General features: G+C 57.0%; 15 protein-coding genes. 4 read left to right on the top strand and 11 right to left on the bottom strand.

What is annotated here, in order from left to right; genetic code table 11:
• Positions 1 to 148: 148 nt before the first annotated feature.
• Entirely contained in the window at positions 149 to 1057 is a 909-nt protein-coding gene (gene yvcK, locus ACKI5T_RS05800) for a uridine diphosphate-N-acetylglucosamine-binding protein YvcK (protein WP_407436241.1), read from the top strand.
• A gap of 93 nt (positions 1058 to 1150) precedes the next feature.
• Here yvcK and uvrB read toward each other — a convergent pair whose 3' ends face one another.
• On the bottom strand, positions 1151 to 3172 hold the full coding sequence (gene uvrB / locus ACKI5T_RS05795; protein ID WP_407436239.1) for an excinuclease ABC subunit UvrB: 2022 nt from the start codon (positions 3170 to 3172) through the stop codon (positions 1151 to 1153).
• Positions 3173 to 3921: 749 nt separating this feature from the next.
• Between uvrB and ACKI5T_RS05790 the strand changes: the two genes are divergently transcribed.
• Entirely contained in the window at positions 3922 to 4644 is a 723-nt protein-coding gene (locus ACKI5T_RS05790; RefSeq protein WP_012016670.1) for an ABC transporter ATP-binding protein, read from the top strand.
• On the opposite strand, the gene bioD is transcribed toward ACKI5T_RS05790, so the two are convergent.
• From bioD to bioB, 4 genes are read right to left on the bottom strand one after another with little or no spacing between them, the layout of a single operon-like run.
• Complete coding sequence (gene bioD / locus ACKI5T_RS05785) at positions 4607 to 5308, bottom strand: dethiobiotin synthase (RefSeq protein ID WP_407436236.1); 702 nt, start codon at positions 5306 to 5308, stop codon at positions 4607 to 4609. The two genes, ACKI5T_RS05790 and bioD, sit on opposite strands and share 38 nt — an antisense overlap.
• Positions 5301 to 6056 carry a malonyl-ACP O-methyltransferase BioC gene (bioC, locus tag ACKI5T_RS05780; RefSeq protein ID WP_407436234.1) on the bottom strand — a complete coding sequence of 252 codons (756 nt, stop codon included), beginning with the start codon at positions 6054 to 6056 and terminating at the stop codon, positions 5301 to 5303. The genes bioD and bioC overlap by 8 nt, the downstream gene beginning before the upstream one ends.
• Positions 6043 to 7197, bottom strand: coding sequence for an 8-amino-7-oxononanoate synthase (bioF, locus tag ACKI5T_RS05775; protein ID WP_407436232.1), 1155 nt, complete (start codon positions 7195 to 7197; stop codon positions 6043 to 6045). Before bioF ends, bioC begins: the two co-directional genes overlap by 14 nt.
• On the bottom strand, positions 7194 to 8234 hold the full coding sequence (bioB, locus tag ACKI5T_RS05770; RefSeq protein WP_407436231.1) for a biotin synthase BioB: 1041 nt from the start codon (positions 8232 to 8234) through the stop codon (positions 7194 to 7196). Before bioB ends, bioF begins: the two co-directional genes overlap by 4 nt.
• Before the next feature lie 86 nt (positions 8235 to 8320).
• Between bioB and bioA the strand changes: the two genes are divergently transcribed.
• Complete coding sequence (bioA, locus tag ACKI5T_RS05765) at positions 8321 to 9610, top strand: adenosylmethionine--8-amino-7-oxononanoate transaminase (protein WP_407436229.1); 1290 nt, start codon at positions 8321 to 8323, stop codon at positions 9608 to 9610.
• Positions 9611 to 9659: 49 nt separating this feature from the next.
• On the opposite strand, the gene hutH is transcribed toward bioA, so the two are convergent.
• The 5 genes from hutH to hutI all read right to left on the bottom strand — a co-directional run bounded on the left by hutH (position 9660) and on the right by hutI (position 15905).
• Entirely contained in the window at positions 9660 to 11180 is a 1521-nt protein-coding gene (hutH, locus tag ACKI5T_RS05760) for a histidine ammonia-lyase (RefSeq protein ID WP_407436227.1), read from the bottom strand.
• Positions 11180 to 12865 (bottom strand): urocanate hydratase, encoded by a 1686-nt coding sequence (gene hutU / locus ACKI5T_RS05755; protein WP_407436225.1) that lies wholly within the window; start codon positions 12863 to 12865, stop codon positions 11180 to 11182. The genes hutH and hutU overlap by 1 nt, the downstream gene beginning before the upstream one ends.
• Before the next feature lie 127 nt (positions 12866 to 12992).
• Positions 12993 to 13727 carry a histidine utilization repressor gene (locus ACKI5T_RS05750; RefSeq protein WP_407436223.1) on the bottom strand — a complete coding sequence of 245 codons (735 nt, stop codon included), beginning with the start codon at positions 13725 to 13727 and terminating at the stop codon, positions 12993 to 12995.
• Positions 13728 to 13746: 19 nt separating this feature from the next.
• Positions 13747 to 14685 carry a formimidoylglutamase gene (gene hutG / locus ACKI5T_RS05745; protein ID WP_407436221.1) on the bottom strand — a complete coding sequence of 313 codons (939 nt, stop codon included), beginning with the start codon at positions 14683 to 14685 and terminating at the stop codon, positions 13747 to 13749.
• Positions 14682 to 15905 carry an imidazolonepropionase gene (hutI, locus tag ACKI5T_RS05740; protein WP_407436783.1) on the bottom strand — a complete coding sequence of 408 codons (1224 nt, stop codon included), beginning with the start codon at positions 15903 to 15905 and terminating at the stop codon, positions 14682 to 14684. Before hutI ends, hutG begins: the two co-directional genes overlap by 4 nt.
• 224 nt (positions 15906 to 16129) lie before the next feature.
• On the opposite strand from hutI, the gene ACKI5T_RS05735 reads away from it, so the two are divergent.
• Entirely contained in the window at positions 16130 to 17413 is a 1284-nt protein-coding gene (locus ACKI5T_RS05735) for a putative acyl-CoA thioester hydrolase (protein ID WP_407436219.1), read from the top strand.
• Positions 17414 to 17470: 57 nt separating this feature from the next.
• Here the strand turns inward: ACKI5T_RS05735 and pgl are convergent, their stop codons facing one another.
• Positions 17471 to 18466, bottom strand: coding sequence for a 6-phosphogluconolactonase (gene pgl / locus ACKI5T_RS05730; RefSeq protein WP_407436217.1), 996 nt, complete (start codon positions 18464 to 18466; stop codon positions 17471 to 17473).
• Between the last annotated feature and the right edge of the window lie 123 nt (positions 18467 to 18589).

Raw genomic sequence — 18589 nt, 5'->3', positions numbered from 1 at the left:
ACATAGCGACATTATCGTGCACTTTCACTACAGGATACGTAAAACTCAACGTTTCACATTGATATACGTCATTTTGACGGGCGTGGGGCATCGTCTTTTAGGGGTAGTTGGGTTACTGTTACGCAGATCATTAGGATAAGGAATAAGTATGCGCAGTCGCACTTTTGCGGATCTTGACCGTGTCGTCGCTCTCGGTGGCGGGCACGGGCTGGGACGCGTTATGTCATCGCTATCGTCGCTGGGTTCCCGGCTGACCGGTATCGTGACCACCACGGATAACGGTGGTTCAACAGGACGTATACGTCGTGCGGAAGGCGGTATTGCCTGGGGCGACATGCGCAACTGTCTTAATCAATTAATTACCGAGCAAAGCGTCGCGTCGGCGATGTTTGAATATCGTTTTAGCGGTAACGGTGAACTTTCGGGGCATAACCTCGGAAATCTGATGTTAAAGGCGCTGGACCACCTGAGCGTCAGGCCTCTTGAAGCGATCAATTTGATTAGAAACCTGCTGAAAGTCGATGCATTCCTTATCCCAATGTCAGAACAACCGGTCGATTTGATGGCGATTGATGTGGATGGCCATGAAGTCTACGGCGAGGTGAATATCGATCAGCTTGTCGTGCCGCCAAAAGAGCTGATGACCTATCCGAATGTTCCCGCCACGCGTGAAGCGATTGAAGCCATTGCTGAAGCCGACCTGATCCTGATTGGTCCTGGCAGCTTCTACACCAGTCTGATGCCGCTTTTGCTGGTCAAAGAGTTGGCACAAGCGCTGCGCAGAACCCCTGCGCCGATGGTCTATATCGGCAATCTGGGGCGCGAACTGAGTCCCGCCGCCGCCAGCCTGTCGCTGGCAGATAAACTGCATCTGATGGAACAGTATGTCGGGAAGAAAATTATCGACGGTGTCGTCGTAGGGCCAAACGTTGATGTTTCCGGAATGGATGGCCGCGTCGTCGTGCAGGAGCCGCTGGAAGCAAGCGATATCAAGTATCGCCATGACCGCCATTTACTGCGCCTGGCGCTGGAGAAAGCCATTCAGGAATTGGGTTAGCGCGAGTCATTGTGCAAATGATCACTTTGGGGGAATTTCTTAGCCCTCGGGGACACTAAAAATGGCAGCCTCGCGCTGCCATTTTGCTTTGAGCTACGACGCCGCAATAAACAATTCCCGTAGCTGATGAAGCTGATCGCGGACTTGCGCGGCTTCTTCAAACTCCAGGTTTTGTGCGTGCTGCATCATTAACCCTTCCAGCTCGTGAATTTTCTGCTGCAGCGCTTTTGGCGTCAGCACCAGTTCGACCGGATCGGCCTCAACCGGTGAGCGCGATTTGCCACGGCCTTTGGCTTTGGTTTTCGCCAGACCCTGGCCCAGCGCCAGAATATCCACCACTTTCTTGTTCAAGCCCTGCGGCACAATGCCGTTATCCAGGTTGTACTGATGCTGCTTCTCGCGGCGACGCTCTGTTTCGCTAATCGCTTTCGCCATCGACGCCGTAATTCTATCACCATACAAAATGGCTTTACCGTTGATGTTACGCGCAGCACGGCCAATGGTCTGAATAAGCGAACGCTCAGAACGCAGGAAGCCCTCTTTATCGGCATCCAGAATCGCCACCAGCGACACTTCTGGCATGTCCAGACCTTCTCGTAACAGGTTGATGCCGACCAGCACGTCAAATTCACCGAGTCGCAAATCGCGGATGATCTCCATACGCTCGACGGTGTCGATATCCGAGTGCAGATAACGCACGCGCTCGCCGTGCTCTTCAAGGTATTCGGTCAGATCTTCTGCCATACGCTTGGTGAGCGTCGTGACCAGCACGCGCTCGTTGATAATGGCGCGCGCACGGATTTCAGAAAGCAGATCGTCCACCTGAGTTCCCACAGGACGGACTTCGATAATGGGATCCAGCAGGCCGGTCGGACGCACCACCTGATCCACCACATCTTCGCCTGATTTTTCCAGCTCGTAGTTGCCCGGCGTCGCGGAGACATAGATGGTCTGCGGGGCCAGCGCTTCGAACTCTTCAAACTTCATTGGACGGTTATCCAGCGCCGACGGCAGGCGGAAACCATACTCCACCAACGTCTCTTTACGCGCACGGTCGCCACGGTACATGCCGCCAATTTGCGGAATCGTCACGTGGGATTCGTCCACCACCAGCAGCCCATCGGCAGGCAGATAATCAAACAGCGTCGGTGGCGCTTCGCCAGGCCCACGACCCGAAAGGTAGCGTGAATAGTTTTCGATACCCGAGCAGTAGCCCAGCTCGTTCATCATCTCCAGATCGAACTGCGTACGCTGGCTTAAACGCTGCTCTTCGAGCAGTTTGTTATTTTCCAGCAGCACTTTGCGTCGCTCGGCCAGTTCGACCTTGATGTCTTCCATCGCCTGCACAATACGCTCGCGCGGGGTGACGTAGTGGGTTTTCGGATAGACGGTGAAGCGCTGAATAACCGAATCAACATGGCCGGTGAGCGGATCGAAAAGCGACAGCCGCTCGACTTCTTCATCAAAAAGCTCAACGCGTAACGCCAGATCGTCGGATTCTGCCGGGAAGATATCAATCACTTCGCCCCGCACGCGGAACGTCCCGCGCTGGAACGCCTGATCGTTACGGGCATATTGCAGCTCCGCCAGTCGCCGCAAAATGGCGCGCTGATCGATGATCATCCCGTTGGTCAGGTGCAACATCATTTTCAGATACAGATCGGGATCACCCAGGCCGTAAATAGCGGACACAGAGGCCACCACAATGACGTCTCGACGCTCAAGCAATGCCTTGGTCGCCGACAGACGCATCTGTTCGATATGCTCGTTCACAGACGCATCTTTCTCGATAAAGGTATCCGAACTCGGGACGTAGGCTTCGGGCTGATAATAATCGTAGTAGGAGACGAAATATTCCACGGCGTTATCCGGGAAGAACTCTTTCATCTCACCATAAAGCTGCGCCGCCAGGGTTTTGTTGGGTGCCAGCACCATCGTGGGGCGCTGCAGATCGGCAATCACATTGGCGACGGTAAACGTTTTACCCGACCCGGTTACGCCCAGCAGCGTTTGATGTGCAAGCCCGTCTTCCAGCCCCTCTTTCAGGCGACGGATCGCATCTGGCTGATCGCCAGAAGGACGGAAGGCAGAATTCAATTTGAACATTTTACTCATGGGCAACAACCTGATGACGATAAAAGCGGCAGGTGAGTAATTTTACGCGTGACTGGCAAATTTGCCAGTAAAAAATACTGGATGTAAATCCAGTGGCATGTAACGATATTTGGTACTGCATCCGGTGAATCAGCGAAAAAGTGGTCAATATCCAGACTACGGCACTATAAAACACCAGCCTGAGGGGTTTATCCCCAGAACATTTCCACTTTTAACATTTGTCAAGCAGGGTAAAGTCAGATTTAAGCTCGCAGATGACACTTTCATTACGATGATTGCTTTTGTCTAACGCATTAATTAATAGAGGATATTTCTTAAAGCCGCGTTTCGCATCAATTCATGCGCAGGCCGCGTATTCTCTCGCTTACCTGAAGTTTTCTAACCCTAATGCACATGGTTATCCACAGGAATAGTGGATAACTGCTTCCAGCCCAAGTAGACAGCCACTCCGCAAAGTCCCGGTTTTTCCCAAAAGCCTGTCCGTAAAAAATATTTATAGCTCTTTTTCGATGATTAACAGTTGAGCGGATCATATACGACCGGTGAGATCTTACTCACATTTCCGCGATCCTCGCTGCACCACGACCCATCCTCTGTGGCACCGAAGGTGTGCAAATCCGCTTCTGTGCATCGCGTTAGCAGTGACATAGTCCGAAAAAAACAGCTTATTCAAGTCGATTTTCGGATATGGCAAGGGTTTTGCAGAATCATTATGACATCTCGCCCACGCGTTTTTTAAGGAGTGAATTATGCTGAGTCTGCGCGCAATAAATCAGTTTTACGGGAGCGAACACACGCTGTGGAACATTGATCTCGATTTGCCGCCAGGGATGTGTACAGGCGTGGTCGGGCTGCCCGGAATGGGAAAAACCACCCTGATCAACTGCATCACCGGGCAACTTCCGGTAGAGAGCGGTTCCATTATCTGGCATGAAGCGGGCGCACCACCACAGGATCTGCTGGGCGCTACGCGTGAGCGCAGCGAATTACCTGGGATCGGGTATGTCACGCAGGATCGGCGGATATTTTCGCAGCTCACGGTTGAGGAAAATTTGCATGTCGCAATGCGCGCGCAGGGGAAATCCGACGCGACGGCCAGCAGCGAAATGTATGACCTGCTGCCGCAACTGTGGCCACTACGACAGGCCCGTGCGATGGGATTATCACCGGATGACAAATACCAGCTGGCGCTGGCCAATGCGCTGGTCAGTCGCCCTCGCCTGCTGATTCTGGACGAACCGATGCACGGGGCCAGCCCGACGTTTGCCCACAGGCTGGGGCTACTTCTGGCGCGTTTAAATCGAGATTTGGGTATGACGGTTTTACTGGCGGAACAACAGCTGTCGTTTATCCGCCGTGTCGCCGACCGTTTTTGCATGCTGTATCGCGGACGTAACGTGGCGCAGGGCCACGTTACTGAGCTGAATGACGAGCTTATTGCCCACTGGATGACGCTGGATGCAAGGCGCTGAGATCGAGATAATGTCCCGTCTCCGCGTTTTCAGCCGCGTCGGCAAGCCAGGGTATTTCGCCGAGAAATGGCGCATGGATGCAGTTCTTAAGCGTCGCCAGATATTCATGATGACGTTTTCCGGGCGCAACCACATCGTTGGCAATCCAACCTGCAAGACGCAGACCTGACTGTTTCACCGCTAATGCGGTGAGCATCGCATGGTTAATACAACCAAGCTTGATACCAACGACCAAAATTACCGGCAGCTGTTCGCCCGCCACCCAGTCGGCAAAAGTCAGGTCATCACTGAGCGGGGTAAACCAGCCGCCCGCCCCTTCAACAAGTACCCATTCGGCCTGTTCCTCAAGCGACCGCAGACCCGCGGAGAGCACAGAAAACGAGATTGGGCGCTGCTCATCGGCGCTCACAATGTGCGGCGAGGTCGGTTCCGCAAAGGTATAGGGATTTACGGCCTGATACGACAGTGCCACGCTGCTATTTCGTTGCAGCGCTAACGCGTCAGTATTGCGCAGCCCTTCTGCCGTCATCTCGCTGCCAGAGGCGACCGGTTTGTATCCAACGGTCTTGAATCCCTGTAAACGCGCGGCCTGCAGCAAGGCACAGCTGGCCACGGTTTTCCCTACTTCGGTGTCTGTCCCGGTGACAAAAAAGCGTTCAATCACGTTCGATAATTCCATGGAAAAGTTGATAAGAGAGTGGGAATTCACCCCGCTGCTGCGGCCAGGCGAACTCCAGCCGCTGAAGCTCACCGCGCGTCAATGGTTTGCGCCCGCGCCCGTCATGCAAATGCGTTGCGCCGATGCCCTTCAGCGATCGCATAGCACTGAGCGCATCCACGAAGGTCAGCGTCACGGTCTGCGCGGTCGCCCGATACCGCCAACCCTGCAGGGCGGAAATCACCTCTGCCTCGGACAAAAACCGGTTGGCATGAGGCCGCTCATCCACCGCCTGCCACGCCTGATTGAGTTCCGGCAGCGAATTGGCCAGCAGCGTGGTAAAAGCCAGCGTTCCGCCTGGACGCGTCACCCGATACAGCTCCCGTAGCGCCTGCGGCAGGCTGGCGCACCATTGCACCGCGAGGTGGCTCCAGACCAGGTCAAACTGGGCGTCAGGCAAAGTCATGGATTCGATGTCCCCCACCTGATAATCGTCCGCTGCCTGCTGATAACGGGCCTGCTCGATCATCTGCGGGGAAAGGTCGAACGCCGTGACGTGGCTGCCTCTTTCCCGCCAGACGCGGCTGTTTGTCCCCGGTCCACACCCGGCATCCAGCACGGCGTTAAAACGTTGATCACCGAGAAATGCATACAGCCCCTGCGCGCTCTGGCGCTGGAGTTCATCGTGTTGGGAATAGCACCGCGCCGCCCGGCCAAAGGCGGACGCAATGGCCTGCTTATTAACCTGCGGCATACAGCGCCTCCAGCACGTTATCGATGTCCTGCGTCAGGTGCGCCGCCGTCAGCGTCAGACGCAGCCGCGCGGTTCCCGCCGGGACGGTTGGCGGGCGAATCGCCGTCACCCACACATTGCGCTCACGCAACTGTTGCGCCAGCGTCAACGCACGACTGTTTTCGCCCACGATCAGCGGTTGAATCGCGCTGTGCGAATCGGTTGTCTGATAGGGCAAATCCCGTACACCTGCACGGAAACGCTGAATGAGCGCCGCCAGCGTTTGCCGCCGCTGCTCACCATCATCGCTTCGAATGACCTTCAACGCGGCCTGGAGCGCCACGGCCTGCGCGGGCGGCATACTGGTGCTGTAGATCAGATGTCGCGCGAACTGCAGCAGATAATCAGCAACGGAATCGCTGCACAGCACCGCCGCACCGCTCACGCCAAAGCCTTTGCCGAACGTCACCACCAAAACCTCCGGCTGAACATGCTGGCTGAACGCGCTACCGCGCCCCTCATCCCCCAGCACGCCAATTCCGTGGGCATCATCGACCAATAGCCAGGCGTTATGCCGCTGAGCGGTTGCCTGCACATCGGATAACGGCGCGCTGTCACCGTCCATGCTAAACACCCCCTCCGTCACCACGAGCTGTTGCCCGTCGCAGGGCTTTTCCAGCAGCGTATTGAGCTGCGACGCGTCGTTGTGCGCAAAGCGGCGCAATTGAGCCGGGCTGAGATTTGCCGCTTCCAGCAGCGAGGCGTGACTCAGCCTATCAGCAACAATCCGGTCGTCTTTCTCCATCAGCGCGGCAATGAGCGCCTGATTCGCGGCGAATCCCGAGATAAACAGCAGCGCGCGGGAATAGCCGAGCCAGTCGGCGAGCGATTCTTCCAGCGCATGATGCGCGGTAGTGTAACCGCTGACGTGACCGGAGCCGCCGCTGCCGACGCCGTACCGTTCAGCCCCTTCTTGCCAGGCGCGAACGATCGCCGGATGCTGGCTCAGACCGAGGTAATCGTTGCTGGAGAAATTGCAGAACTGACGCTGGTCGCGGATGAGAAAGCGGCCTGCGCCGCCCTCCACGACCGTGCGCACGCGAAGCGCCTCTGTCGCCCGACGTTTCTCCAGCGCGGTCGTGATGCGCTGCTGCCAGGTCATGCGGTGGCCGCGTTGTAATACTGTTCGGTGTCAGCGTTGAAAAGCTGCTGCTCAAGGCGTTGCTGCTGTTCGTTATCGCCCGTCAGCACGTCCGTTTGCGTCGGGTTTAGCCCGAGTTTGCGGAACAGCTGAACGTCTTTGTCCTCTTCCGGGTTTGGCGTGGTCAACAGTTTGCAGCCGTAGAAAATTGAGTTCGCGCCCGCCATAAAGCACATCGCCTGCGTCTGCTCGCTCATCTGCTCGCGGCCCGCAGAGAGGCGCACGAAAGAGGTAGGCATCATGATGCGCGCCACGGCGATAGTGCGAATAAAATCGAACGCGTCCACATCGTCGTTATCGGCCATCGGCGTACCTTTGACTTTGACCAGCATATTGATCGGCACGCTTTCCGGTGGCGTCGGTAAATTGGCCAGTTGCAACAGCAGACCGGCGCGATCGTTCACCGTTTCGCCCAGGCCAACGATACCGCCAGAACAGACCTTGATACCCGCCTCGCGCACTTTTTCCAGCGTATCCAGACGCTCCTGATAGGTACGGGTGGTAATAATATTGCCGTAAAATTCCGGCGAGGTATCGAGGTTGTGGTTGTAGTAATCCAGCCCCGCTGCCGACAGGCGCTGCGCCTGGCTGTCATTGAGCGTACCGAGCGTCATGCACGCTTCCAATCCCATCTCTTTGACGCCCTGAACCATTTGTTCCAGATACGGCATATCGCGATCGTGCGGGTTTTTCCACGCTGCACCCATGCAGAAACGGGTTGATCCGGCATTTTTGGCTTTACGTGCGGAGTCCAGCACCTGCTCCACTTCCATCAGGCGCTCGGCTTCCAGCCCTGTTTTGTAGCGCGCGCTTTGCGGGCAATATTTGCAATCTTCCGGGCATGCGCCGGTTTTGATCGACAGCAGCGTGCTGACCTGCACATGGCGTGGGTCGAAGTGCTGACGGTGGATCTGCTGCGCTTCAAACATCAGTTCCAGGAAAGGTTTATTAAATAATTCGGTGACTTGCGACATTGTCCAGCGCGGGTGGTGAGCCATTGGGCTTCTCCAAAGGGTTTTGTTAATTGTCGGTTCAGTTTATAATGGTAAACCTAAATTAATACGAAATGGTTTACAAGTCGATTATGTTACAAGACGATCTCGCCTTCGATCAACGCCATATCTGGCACCCTTACACCTCTATGACTCAGCCCCTGCCCGTTTATCCGGTGGCGTCCGCGCACGGCTGCGAGATGCATCTGGCGACGGGTGAAACGCTGATCGACGGGATGTCATCGTGGTGGGCGACGATTCATGGCTACAACCATCCGCGCCTGAATGCGGCAATGAAAACGCAAATCGACCAGATGTCACACGTGATGTTTGGCGGGATCACTCACCAGCCGGCGATTGATGTCTGCCGCCGTCTGGTGGCGATGACCCCAGAAAATCTGGAGTGCGTTTTCCTCGCCGACTCGGGTTCGGTCGCGGTCGAAGTGGCGATGAAAATGGCGTTGCAGTACTGGCACGCGAAGGGCGAAACGCGTCAGCAATTTATGACGTTCCGCAACGGCTATCACGGTGACACCTTTGGCGCGATGTCGGTCTGCGATCCGGACAATTCGATGCACAGCCTGTGGAAGGGTTATCTGCCGGAAAACCTGTTTGCCCCTGCCCCGCAGAGTCGTTTTGGCGGCGAATGGGACGAGGCCGATATGGTGGGATTTGCGCGAACGATGGCAGCGCATCGTCACGACATCGCCGCCGTGATTCTGGAGCCCATCGTTCAGGGCGCAGGCGGCATGCGGCTGTATCACCCTGAGTGGCTAAAACGCATCCGCAAGATGTGCGACCGCGAAGGGATTCTGTTGATTGCCGATGAGATAGCCACCGGATTTGGTCGAACCGGTAAGCTGTTCGCCTGCGAACATGCGGGCATCGCGCCGGATATTTTGTGTCTTGGTAAAGCGCTGACGGGCGGGACGATGACCCTTTCTGCCACGCTCACCACGCGTCATGTTGCCGAAACCATCAGCGACGGCGAAGCCGGCTGTTTTATGCACGGTCCAACGTTTATGGGCAATCCGCTCGCTTGCGCGGCGGCCAGTGAAAGCCTGGCAATCCTTGAAAGTGGCGAGTGGCAGACACAGGTTGCGGCTATCGAAGCGCAGCTTAAACGGGAACTGGCGAAGGCAACAGCGTCTGAATTTGTGGCCGACGTGCGCGTTCTGGGCGCGATTGGCGTGGTAGAAACCCGCTATCCGGTGAACATGGCAGCGTTGCAGCGTTTCTTCGTCGAGCAAGGTGTGTGGGTGCGTCCGTTCGGCAAGCTGATTTATCTGATGCCGCCTTACATCATCACCGCTGAGCAGTTGCAAAAACTGACTGACGCCGTGGTCAACGCGGTGAAGTATCCCGACCACTTTGTGATGTAATCCAGGACGCAAAAAAATGCCCGGTCAGATGGCTCTGCCGGGCATTTTTTTATAACACCGGTGGCAACAGTGCCACCAGGCGTCCGTCATCCAGCAATTCCATGGCCTTTTCGATGTCCGGTGCGAAAAAACGGTCGTCATCGTAGTGCGAAACCTGCTCGCGCAGAGTCTGGCGCGCCTGCTCCAGCAGTGGGCTGGATTTTAACCCTTCGCGCAAATCAATACCCTGCACCGCTGCGAGCCATTCCACCGCCAGCACGCCGCGCGTGTTCGACGCCATTTCCCACAGGCGACGCCCTGCGGCCGGTGCCATGGAAACGTGATCTTCCTGATTCGCCGATGTCGGTAGACTGTCGACGCTGTGCGGGTGCGACAGCGCTTTATTTTCGCTCGCCAGCGCCGCCGCCGTGACCTGGGCAATCATAAACCCGGAGTTCACGCCGCCGTTGCGCACCAGGAACGGCGGCAACTGCGACATGTGTTTATCCATCATCAGCGCGATGCGGCGTTCGGATAATGCGCCGATTTCGGCAATCGCCAGCGCCAGATTATCCGCCGCCATCGCCACCGGCTCGGCGTGGAAATTGCCGCCGGAAACCACTTCATTTTGCTCGGCAAAGACCAGCGGGTTATCAGACACCGCGTTGGATTCGACCAGTAAAACCTCTGCGGCGTGGCGCAACTGGGTTAAACACGCGCCCATCACCTGCGGCTGACAGCGCAGCGAATACGGGTCCTGCACTTTGTCGCAGTTATGATGGGAATCCGCGATTTCACTGGTATCCGTCAGAACATGGCGATACATCGCCGCCGCGTCAATTTGCCCGCGCTGACCGCGCACCGCATGAATCCGCGCATCAAACGGACTCCGCGAGCCAAGCACCGCTTCGGTCGTTAACGCGCCGCACACCACCGCCGACGCGAACAGATCTTCGGCTTCGAATAATCCACGCAGCGCAAACGCGGTTGACGCCTGCGTACCGTTCAGCAGCGCCAGGCCCTCTTTCGCGGCAAGGGTGATCGGCTCCAGTCCGGCCTTTTTCAGCGCGTCTTTAGCAGGCAGCCATTCGCCCTGCCAGCGGGCTTTGCCCTCGCCGAGCAACAGCAACGACATATGCGCCAGCGGAGCCAAATCACCCGACGCGCCCACGGAGCCTTTCGACGGGATCCACGGGTACACCTGAGCATTTACCAGCGCAATCAGCGCCTGAATCACGCTCAGTCGGATGCCGGAAAAGCCGCGCGCCAGGCTGTTGATTTTCAGCACCATCATCAGACGCACCATGTTGTCGTCCAGCGGAGCGCCTACGCCCGCGGCATGCGACAGCACCAGCGAGCGTTGGAGATTTTCCAGATCGTGCGTGGCTATGCGCGTTTGCGCCAGCAGGCCAAAACCGGTGTTAATCCCGTAGGCGGTCCGGTCTTCAGCTACGATCGCTTCGACGCAGGCCACGCTTTGGTTGATGGCTTCATACGCGTTTTCATCGAGCGCCAGCGACGTTGGGTGACGCCAGACGCTGCGCAGCTGTTTCAGCGTCAGTGCGCCAGGAGTTAGGGTTAACGCATTCATCAGTGCTTTCCTTGTGTGGCGGCGATCATCGGCAAGTTCAGCCCCTGCTCTTTGGCGCAATCAATCGCGATGTCGTAACCCGCATCGGCATGACGCATCACGCCTGTCGCCGGGTCGTTATGTAATACGCGGGCAATGCGCGCGGCTGCTTCGTCGGTGCCGTCGCAGACGATCACCATTCCCGCATGCTGAGAAAAGCCCATTCCCACGCCGCCGCCGTGGTGCAATGACACCCAGGTTGCCCCGCTGGCAGTGTTCAGCAGCGCGTTGAGCAACGGCCAGTCGGAGACCGCATCGGAGCCGTCCTGCATCGCTTCGGTTTCGCGATTTGGGCTGGCAACGGAACCTGAATCCAGGTGGTCGCGGCCGATCACAATCGGCGCAGAGACTTCACCGCTGCGCACCATTTCGTTAAACGCCAGGCCCAGCTTTTGTCGCCACTCCAGCCCCACCCAGCAGATACGCGCCGGTAAACCCTGGAAGTTGATACGGTCGCGGGCCATATCCAGCCAGTGATGCAGATGCGCGTCGTCGGCAACGATCGCTTTCACTTTGGCATCGGTTTTATAGATATCCTGCGGATCGCCAGAGAGCGCAACCCAGCGGAATGGCCCGATGCCGCGGCAGAACAGCGGGCGAATATAGGCGGGGACGAAACCGGGGAAATCAAAGGCGTTTTCGACACCCATCTCTTTCGCCATCTGGCGAATATTGTTGCCGTAGTCGAAGGTCGGGACGCCCATGTCGCTGAACGCCAGCATCGCGCGAACGTGTTCAGCCATCGATTTTTTGGCGGCCAGAACGGTGCCTTCCGGATCGGTTTTCGCTTTCTGCTGGTACTCTTCCCAGCTCCAGCCGGTGGGCAGATAGCCGTGCAGCGGATCGTGGGCGCTGGTCTGGTCGGTGACCAGATCCGGGCGCACGCCGCGCGCGACCAGTTCCGGGACAATATCCGCCGCATTGCCGCATAGGGCAATCGACACGGTTTTGCCCTGGGACGTGTATTTGTTGATGCGCGCCAGCGCGTCGTCCAGATTGTCGGCCTGCTCATCGACATAGCGGGTGCGCAGACGGAAATCGATGCGGCTCTGCTGGCATTCAATGTTCAGGGAACACGCGCCCGCAAGCGTAGCGGCCAGCGGCTGTGCACCGCCCATGCCGCCCAGTCCTGCAGTCAGTACCCAGCGGCCTTTCAGCGAACCGTTATAGTGCTGGCGACCGGCTTCCACGAAGGTTTCATAGGTGCCCTGCACAATCCCCTGACTGCCGATATAGATCCAACTGCCCGCTGTCATCTGGCCGTACATCGCCAGCCCTTTCGCATCCAGCTCGTTAAAATGTTCCCACGTCGCCCAGTGCGGCACGAGGTTCGAGTTGGCGATCAGCACGCGCGGGGCATTTTCATGGGTTTTGAAGACGCCGACCGGTTTTCCGGATTGCACCAGCAGCGTTTCGTCGCTTTCAAGATGGGTCAGAGAGTCCACAATGGCGTCGTAACATTCCCAGTTGCGCGCTGCGCGACCGATGCCGCCGTACACCACCAGTTCGTTCGGATTTTCGGCAACCTCCGGATCGAGATTGTTCATCAACATGCGCAGCGGCGCTTCGGTGAGCCAGCTTTTGGCAGTCAGTGTGGTGCCGCGCGGGGCACGGATCTCCTGCTGGCGGTATTTACCTGACGACATTGTGTGGTCCTCATACGGGATGAAAGATACAAATAGATATACTTGTATAGACAACCCCACACAAGACGGGATTTAACAAAAAAGATACAATTTTGTTATATTGCGTTAGCTATCACGCTTTCAAAACTTATGACATAAAGTGGCCCTGCAACCGGTAGCGATCGCCGGGAAACAGCAGCCGCGCGTGGGAAACGATTTGCGAGCCAGACCAGGTACGACGGCGGATCAGCAGGCATGGATCGTGCTCCTTGATGCGCAGCAGTTCACACTCCTGCAACGTGGCGCGCACCGCTTCGACGATGTGTTCGCCTTCGGTCAGCGGGGCAACCTGCGACAGCCAGGCATGCGGCGTGGTCTGGGTGTAATCCTGTTCGAGATAGTCCGGCACGCGTGCGGCATTCACGCAGCGATCTTCAATTTGTACCGGAATGTCGTTCTCAAAATGCACCATTACCGAGTGAAAAATCCGCGTCCCCTCATTGACGTTCAGCGCTAACGCCTGCTCAGCGCTGGCCTGCGTCTCTTCAAGAATTAAAACCTCACAATGATGCTGATGATTGCGTGCGGCGATCTCATCGGCGATGCTGCGAATGGCAAAGAGCGCGGACTCCCCTTTTGGCTCGGCGACAAAAGTCCCGACGCCCTGCAGCCGCACCAGCATGCCTTCGTCGGTCAGTTCACGCAACGCGCGGTTGACGGTCATGCGACTAAAGCCAAACTGCGCAACTAGTTCCGCTTCGGAGGGAATGCGATCGTGCGGCTTCCAGACGCCCGCGGCGATTTTCTCGCTGATCGCCTGTTTTACCTTTTCGTAAAAAGGTGCGGGCGCGCTGGGTGGCTGATTCGGTGAGCGTGTAATCATCGTGACTCCTCTAAACGTGTTATGCCCACCAGTGAGCAATTTGCCAGGCCAGACGCGCAGCCAGTCGCGCGCCCTGACCCTCGCGATCGTACAACGGATTAAACTCGACCAAATCGGCGGCCTGCAGTTTACCGCTCCGGCAGATTTGCTCAATCACCGGCATCAGATCCAACGCCGGGATACCGAGCGCCGCCGGGGCTGAAACCGCTGGCATTTCACCTGCGGGCAGGACGTCCAGATCGAGGGTGAGATAAACGCGATCCGCCTGCGCTAAAACGGCATCCAGCGTGGATAACGCATCGCGGCGAAAATGCAGATCTTCCACCAGCGTGACGTTCAGGCGACCCGCTTCATCCCACAGCGCCTGCGTATTCCCCGCGCGGCTGACGCCAAAGCAGGCGTACTGAAATTCACGCTGACGCGCTGCGCAATACTGCGCAAGCTGGCGGAATGGCGTACCGGAGGTGACCCTTTCGGCGTTGCGCAGATCGAGATGCGCATCGAGATTAATGATGACAACGCGTTCATCCGGGAACGCCTCCAGCACGCCGCGCCCGTGCGCCCACGCCGTTTCGTGCCCGCCGCCGAAAACCAGCGTACGCATCCCCGCTTGCTGGCAGGCCTGAACCCCATCGCTGAGCGCGTGCTGCGCGGCTTCAAGCTGGTCTGCTTCAACGGTGAACGTCCCCATATCCACCAGTCGATCGTGCCCGTGATGGCTGGCCATGTTCGCCAGCGCCTTGCGCAGTACGTCAGGTGCCTGCGCCGCGCCGGTTCTGCCGTGATTGCGCTTCACGCCCTCATCGCTGGCAAAACCCATCAGCGCGATACCGGAACTTACCGGAATAAAATGTTCAGACTGGCGCAGCGTCTGGAAAATACGCAGCGCGTTGCTGGCCTCGGCGCGATCGTCTCGCCCTTGCCAGATATCGGAAGGCGTCGGTCGCCAGAGCGTCATGTTATTTTCCCGCGAAAAACACGTTGATACAGCGGATTGCGTCCCGGCTCATACACCATTTCCACCGGACGCTCGGCATCCCAGACAATAAAATCGGCGACAAAACCCGCGGCTAATTGCCCGTGTGTGGCTCCACGTCCCAGCGCCTGCGCAGCATGACGCGTGACGCCAGCCCACGCCTCTTCCGGCGTTAAGCCAAACTGGACGCAGGCCATGTTCATCGCCAGATGCAGACTGGCAAACGGGCTGGTGCCGGGGTTGTAATCGGTCGCCACGGCCATCGGCACGCCCTGCTTTCTAAGCATTTCAACCGGTGGACGCTGGCGCTCCTGTAAGAAATAGAACGCGCCCGGGAGTAACACCGCGACCGTGCCGTTTTGCGCCATCGCGGCAACGCCCGCATCGTCCAGATATTCGATATGATCGGCGGACAAACCTTTATAGCGGCTGACAAGTGCCGCACCACCGAGGTTTGAAAGCTGCTCGACATGGCCTTTGACGGGTATACCCAGCGCCGCCGCAGCCTGAAAAACCCGCTCGGTTTGTGCAGGGGTGAACCCGACGTTTTCACAAAAGACATCCACCGCGTCAAATAAGCGCTGCGCCCAGAGCGTGGGCATGATTTGCTCGCAAACCAGCGTCAGATAAGCATCCGGATCGTGACGGTATTCCGCCGGCACGGCATGCGCCGCCAGCAGCGTCGGGCTGATCTCTACCGCATGGCTTTGCGCGAGCTTCTGTGCCACGCGCAGCATTTTCGCTTCGGATTCGTGATTCAGACCGTAGCCGGATTTGATCTCAAGCGTGGTGATACCCTCCTGCATCAGGCGTTGCAGCCGCTGTTGCGCCAGCGCCAGCAGCGTTTCCACTGAGCTTTCGCGCGTCGCCACGACCGTAGCGTTAATCCCGCCGCCTTGCGCGCTGATGGTTTGATACGAAACGCCGTTCAGCCGCTGCTCCCACTCGGCGGCCCGGTCGCCGCCGAACACAAGATGGGTGTGACAGTCAATCAGGCCCGGTGTGACCAGCCGCCCTTCAAGGTCGACCTGATGCGGATGATTTGCTGGAACGTCTGTTTCAGGAATCAGCGCCAGGATTTTCTCGCCGCGCACAATCAGCGCAACATTTTCCAGCATACCGTAAGGCTCAGGATTGGCCGGATTCAGGGTAGCCAGCCGTGCGTGATGCCAGATAACGTCATCGGGATGAAGCTGCTGCATAGGGCGTCCGCTTGTCATGAGTTGTATAGACATTTATTTTCATTCGATCGCCCCTGTCAACCCGCTTTATCAAGAATGTTATTTATTTGTGACGACTTCCGCGCCAGCTACAGGTGTAAAATGCAACTTTTTGCCAATTCGTCTTCCCGTTTCGCTCAACTTAGTATAAAAAAGCAGGCTATTTCGATTATCCCGTTAAGACTCGCGAAGCAAGGAGCTTTCCCTTGAACATTTCCAGGATTTCCCGTCTGGCGTTGGCGCTCGCATTTGGCGTGACGTTATCCGCCTGTAGCTCAACGCCTGCGGATCAGTTGCCTTCTGAGCAAGCCGCACCAGGTACGGCGTCTCGCCCGATTCTGTCTGCTGGCGAAGCAAAGAATTTCACCGCTGCACATTATTACTCAGCCATGGATCCAAATGCTGCGCCGTGGACGCCGTCTCCTATTCGTCTGCCTGAGCAGCCAAACTTCGTGGTTGGCCCAGCAGGTGCACAGGGCGTAACACACACCAGCATTCAGGCTGCGGTTGACGCGGCGATCACCAAGCACAGCGCGTCTCGCCAGTACATTGCGATTTTACCGGGTGAATACGAAGGAACCGTTTATGTTCCTGCCGCACCGGGCAGCATCACAATTTATGGTACCGGTGAGAAAGCGGTCGACGTGAAAATTGGCCTGGCGATCGACTCCGAAATCGACCGTAACACCTGGCGTCATCTGGTGAATCCGGCCGGTAAATATATGCCTGGCAAACCGGCGTGGTATATGTTCGATAACTGTCAGAGCAAGCAGAGCGCGACCGTGGGCGTGATGTGTTCCGCAGTCGTCTGGTCACAGAACAACGGTCTGCAACTGCAAAACCTGACCATCCAGAACACCGTAGGTGACAGCGTGGATGCGGGTAATCACCAGGCGGTTGCCCTGCGTACCGACGGCGATCAAGTGCAGATCAACAACGTGAACATTCTGGGTCGCCAGAACACCTTCTTTGTGACCAACAGCGGTGTGAAGAATACGCTGCAAAATAACCGTCTGACGCGCACGCAGGTTACCAATAGCTACATTGAAGGCGATGTGGATATCGTCTCTGGTCGTGGCGCAGTGGTGTTTGATAACACCGAATTCCGCGTCGTGAACACCCGCACTCAGCAGGAAGGTTACGTGTTTGCGCCTGCAACGCTGTCGAACATGTTCTACGGCTTCCTGGCCGTGAACAGCCGTTTCACCGCGTCCGGTGACGGCGTGGCGCAGTTGGGTCGTTCTTTGGATGTGGATTCAGCGACAAACGGTCAGGTGGTGATTCGCGACAGTGTGATCAACGAAGGCTTTAACATGGCAAAACCATGGGCCGATGCCGCTATCTCCAAACGTCCATTCTCTGGCAACACCGGCGCGGTGGATGATAAAGGCAACGTGCAGCGCAACCTGAACGACGCTAACTTCAACCGCATGTGGGAATTCAATAACCGCGGCGTGGGCAGTAAAGTCGTGGCTGAGCCTAAGAAGTAATCCGACATCCGGACATAAAAAAACCTCGCAGTTGCGAGGTTTTTTATTTTCTCGCGCTTAGTGCGCGTTAACCACTACCCACATTGGGCCCTGGCCGACGGCGTAGCGCTCTTTCTCTTCCAGCAGCCCCTGCACGCCTTTGATTTCATACAGCGCGATGTGATGGGATTTCTGCCCCGCCGCAATCAGGAATTTGCCGCTGTGATCAATATTAAAGCCGCGCGGCTGGGTTTCGGTTGGCTGGAAGCCTTCGATAGCCAGCACGCTACCGTCTTCAGAAATGCTGAACACGGTGATCAGACTCGAGGTGCGGTCGCAGGCGTACAGATGACGCCCATCTGGGGTGATATGAATATCTGCCGCCCAGCGGGTGTCGGCAAAGTCCGCAGGCATCATATCCAGCGTCTGGACGCATTCGATCTGGCCGTTTGGATTGCGCAGTTCCCACACGTCAACGGAGCTGTTTAGTTCATTTACCACGTAGGCGTACTGCTGATTTGGATGGAACACCATGTGACGCGGACCTGCGCCCTCAACGGTGGTGACTTCTGCTGGGTTTTGCGCCTGCAGGTGGCCATCGTCGCTCAAGGTAAACAGGCAAATGCGATCCTGCTTCAGCGCGGGAACCCACAGCGTGCGATTATCCGGCGAGATATTGGCGGAGTGGCAGCCTTCCAGCCCTTCGACAATATCCACGGTTTCAACCGGAATGCCGTCTTCCAGACGCGTTACGCTGACGCTGCCCGCATTGTAAGAGCCGCTGAAAATGAAACGCCCCTGACGATCGGTGGAGATATGCGTCGGGCTGCCCGGCAGTGGCGCTTCGGCGGCGTAGGTCAGCGCGCCATCGTCCGGGGAAATACGGTAAGCCAGAACGCGGAATTCAGGACGCACGCCAACATACAAAAAACGTTTATCCGGACTGACGACCATTGGCTGGACCTGCCCAGGCACATCGACAACCTGCACCAGCGTGAGCGAGCCTTCGGTATTCAGACGCCAGACGTGGATCTGCTGGCTTTCAGGACTGGCGGTATAAACGGTTTGTTTCATGAATTCTCCTTTCCTCACTGCGCGTGAAAGTAATTAACTTTTAACGGTGAATGCTGAATTCTAGCCTGGCATTTTGCCGGCATCCTCTCTCGGTGTACCATACCAGAAGACGTTAAATTCAAT

Origin of the sequence: Lelliottia sp. (genome assembly GCF_045627565.1) — a bacterium.
In the GTDB taxonomy this organism is placed as follows: domain Bacteria; phylum Pseudomonadota; class Gammaproteobacteria; order Enterobacterales; family Enterobacteriaceae; genus Enterobacter.
The sequence above is the reverse complement of the archived record's forward strand: the minus strand, read 5'-3'. Positions and strand labels throughout refer to the sequence as shown.

Excerpts from the sequence above, each read along its gene's own strand:
- yvcK (WP_407436241.1), top strand. The coding sequence starts at position 149 with ATGCGCAGTCGCACTTTTGCGGATCTTGACCGTGTCGTCGCTCTCGGT.
- uvrB (WP_407436239.1), bottom strand. The coding sequence starts at position 3,172 with ATGAGTAAAATGTTCAAATTGAATTCTGCCTTCCGTCCTTCTGGCGAT.
- ACKI5T_RS05790 (WP_012016670.1), top strand. The coding sequence starts at position 3,922 with ATGCTGAGTCTGCGCGCAATAAATCAGTTTTACGGGAGCGAACACACG.
- bioC (WP_407436234.1), bottom strand. The coding sequence starts at position 6,056 with ATGCCGCAGGTTAATAAGCAGGCCATTGCGTCCGCCTTTGGCCGGGCG.
- bioF (WP_407436232.1), bottom strand. The coding sequence starts at position 7,197 with ATGACCTGGCAGCAGCGCATCACGACCGCGCTGGAGAAACGTCGGGCG.
- bioB (WP_407436231.1), bottom strand. The coding sequence starts at position 8,234 with ATGGCTCACCACCCGCGCTGGACAATGTCGCAAGTCACCGAATTATTT.
- bioA (WP_407436229.1), top strand. The coding sequence starts at position 8,321 with ATGTTACAAGACGATCTCGCCTTCGATCAACGCCATATCTGGCACCCT.
- hutH (WP_407436227.1), bottom strand. The coding sequence starts at position 11,180 with ATGAATGCGTTAACCCTAACTCCTGGCGCACTGACGCTGAAACAGCTG.
- hutU (WP_407436225.1), bottom strand. The coding sequence starts at position 12,865 with ATGTCGTCAGGTAAATACCGCCAGCAGGAGATCCGTGCCCCGCGCGGC.
- ACKI5T_RS05750 (WP_407436223.1), bottom strand. The coding sequence starts at position 13,727 with ATGATTACACGCTCACCGAATCAGCCACCCAGCGCGCCCGCACCTTTT.
- hutG (WP_407436221.1), bottom strand. The coding sequence starts at position 14,685 with ATGACGCTCTGGCGACCGACGCCTTCCGATATCTGGCAAGGGCGAGAC.
- hutI (WP_407436783.1), bottom strand. The coding sequence starts at position 15,905 with ATGCAGCAGCTTCATCCCGATGACGTTATCTGGCATCACGCACGGCTG.
- pgl (WP_407436217.1), bottom strand. The coding sequence starts at position 18,466 with ATGAAACAAACCGTTTATACCGCCAGTCCTGAAAGCCAGCAGATCCAC.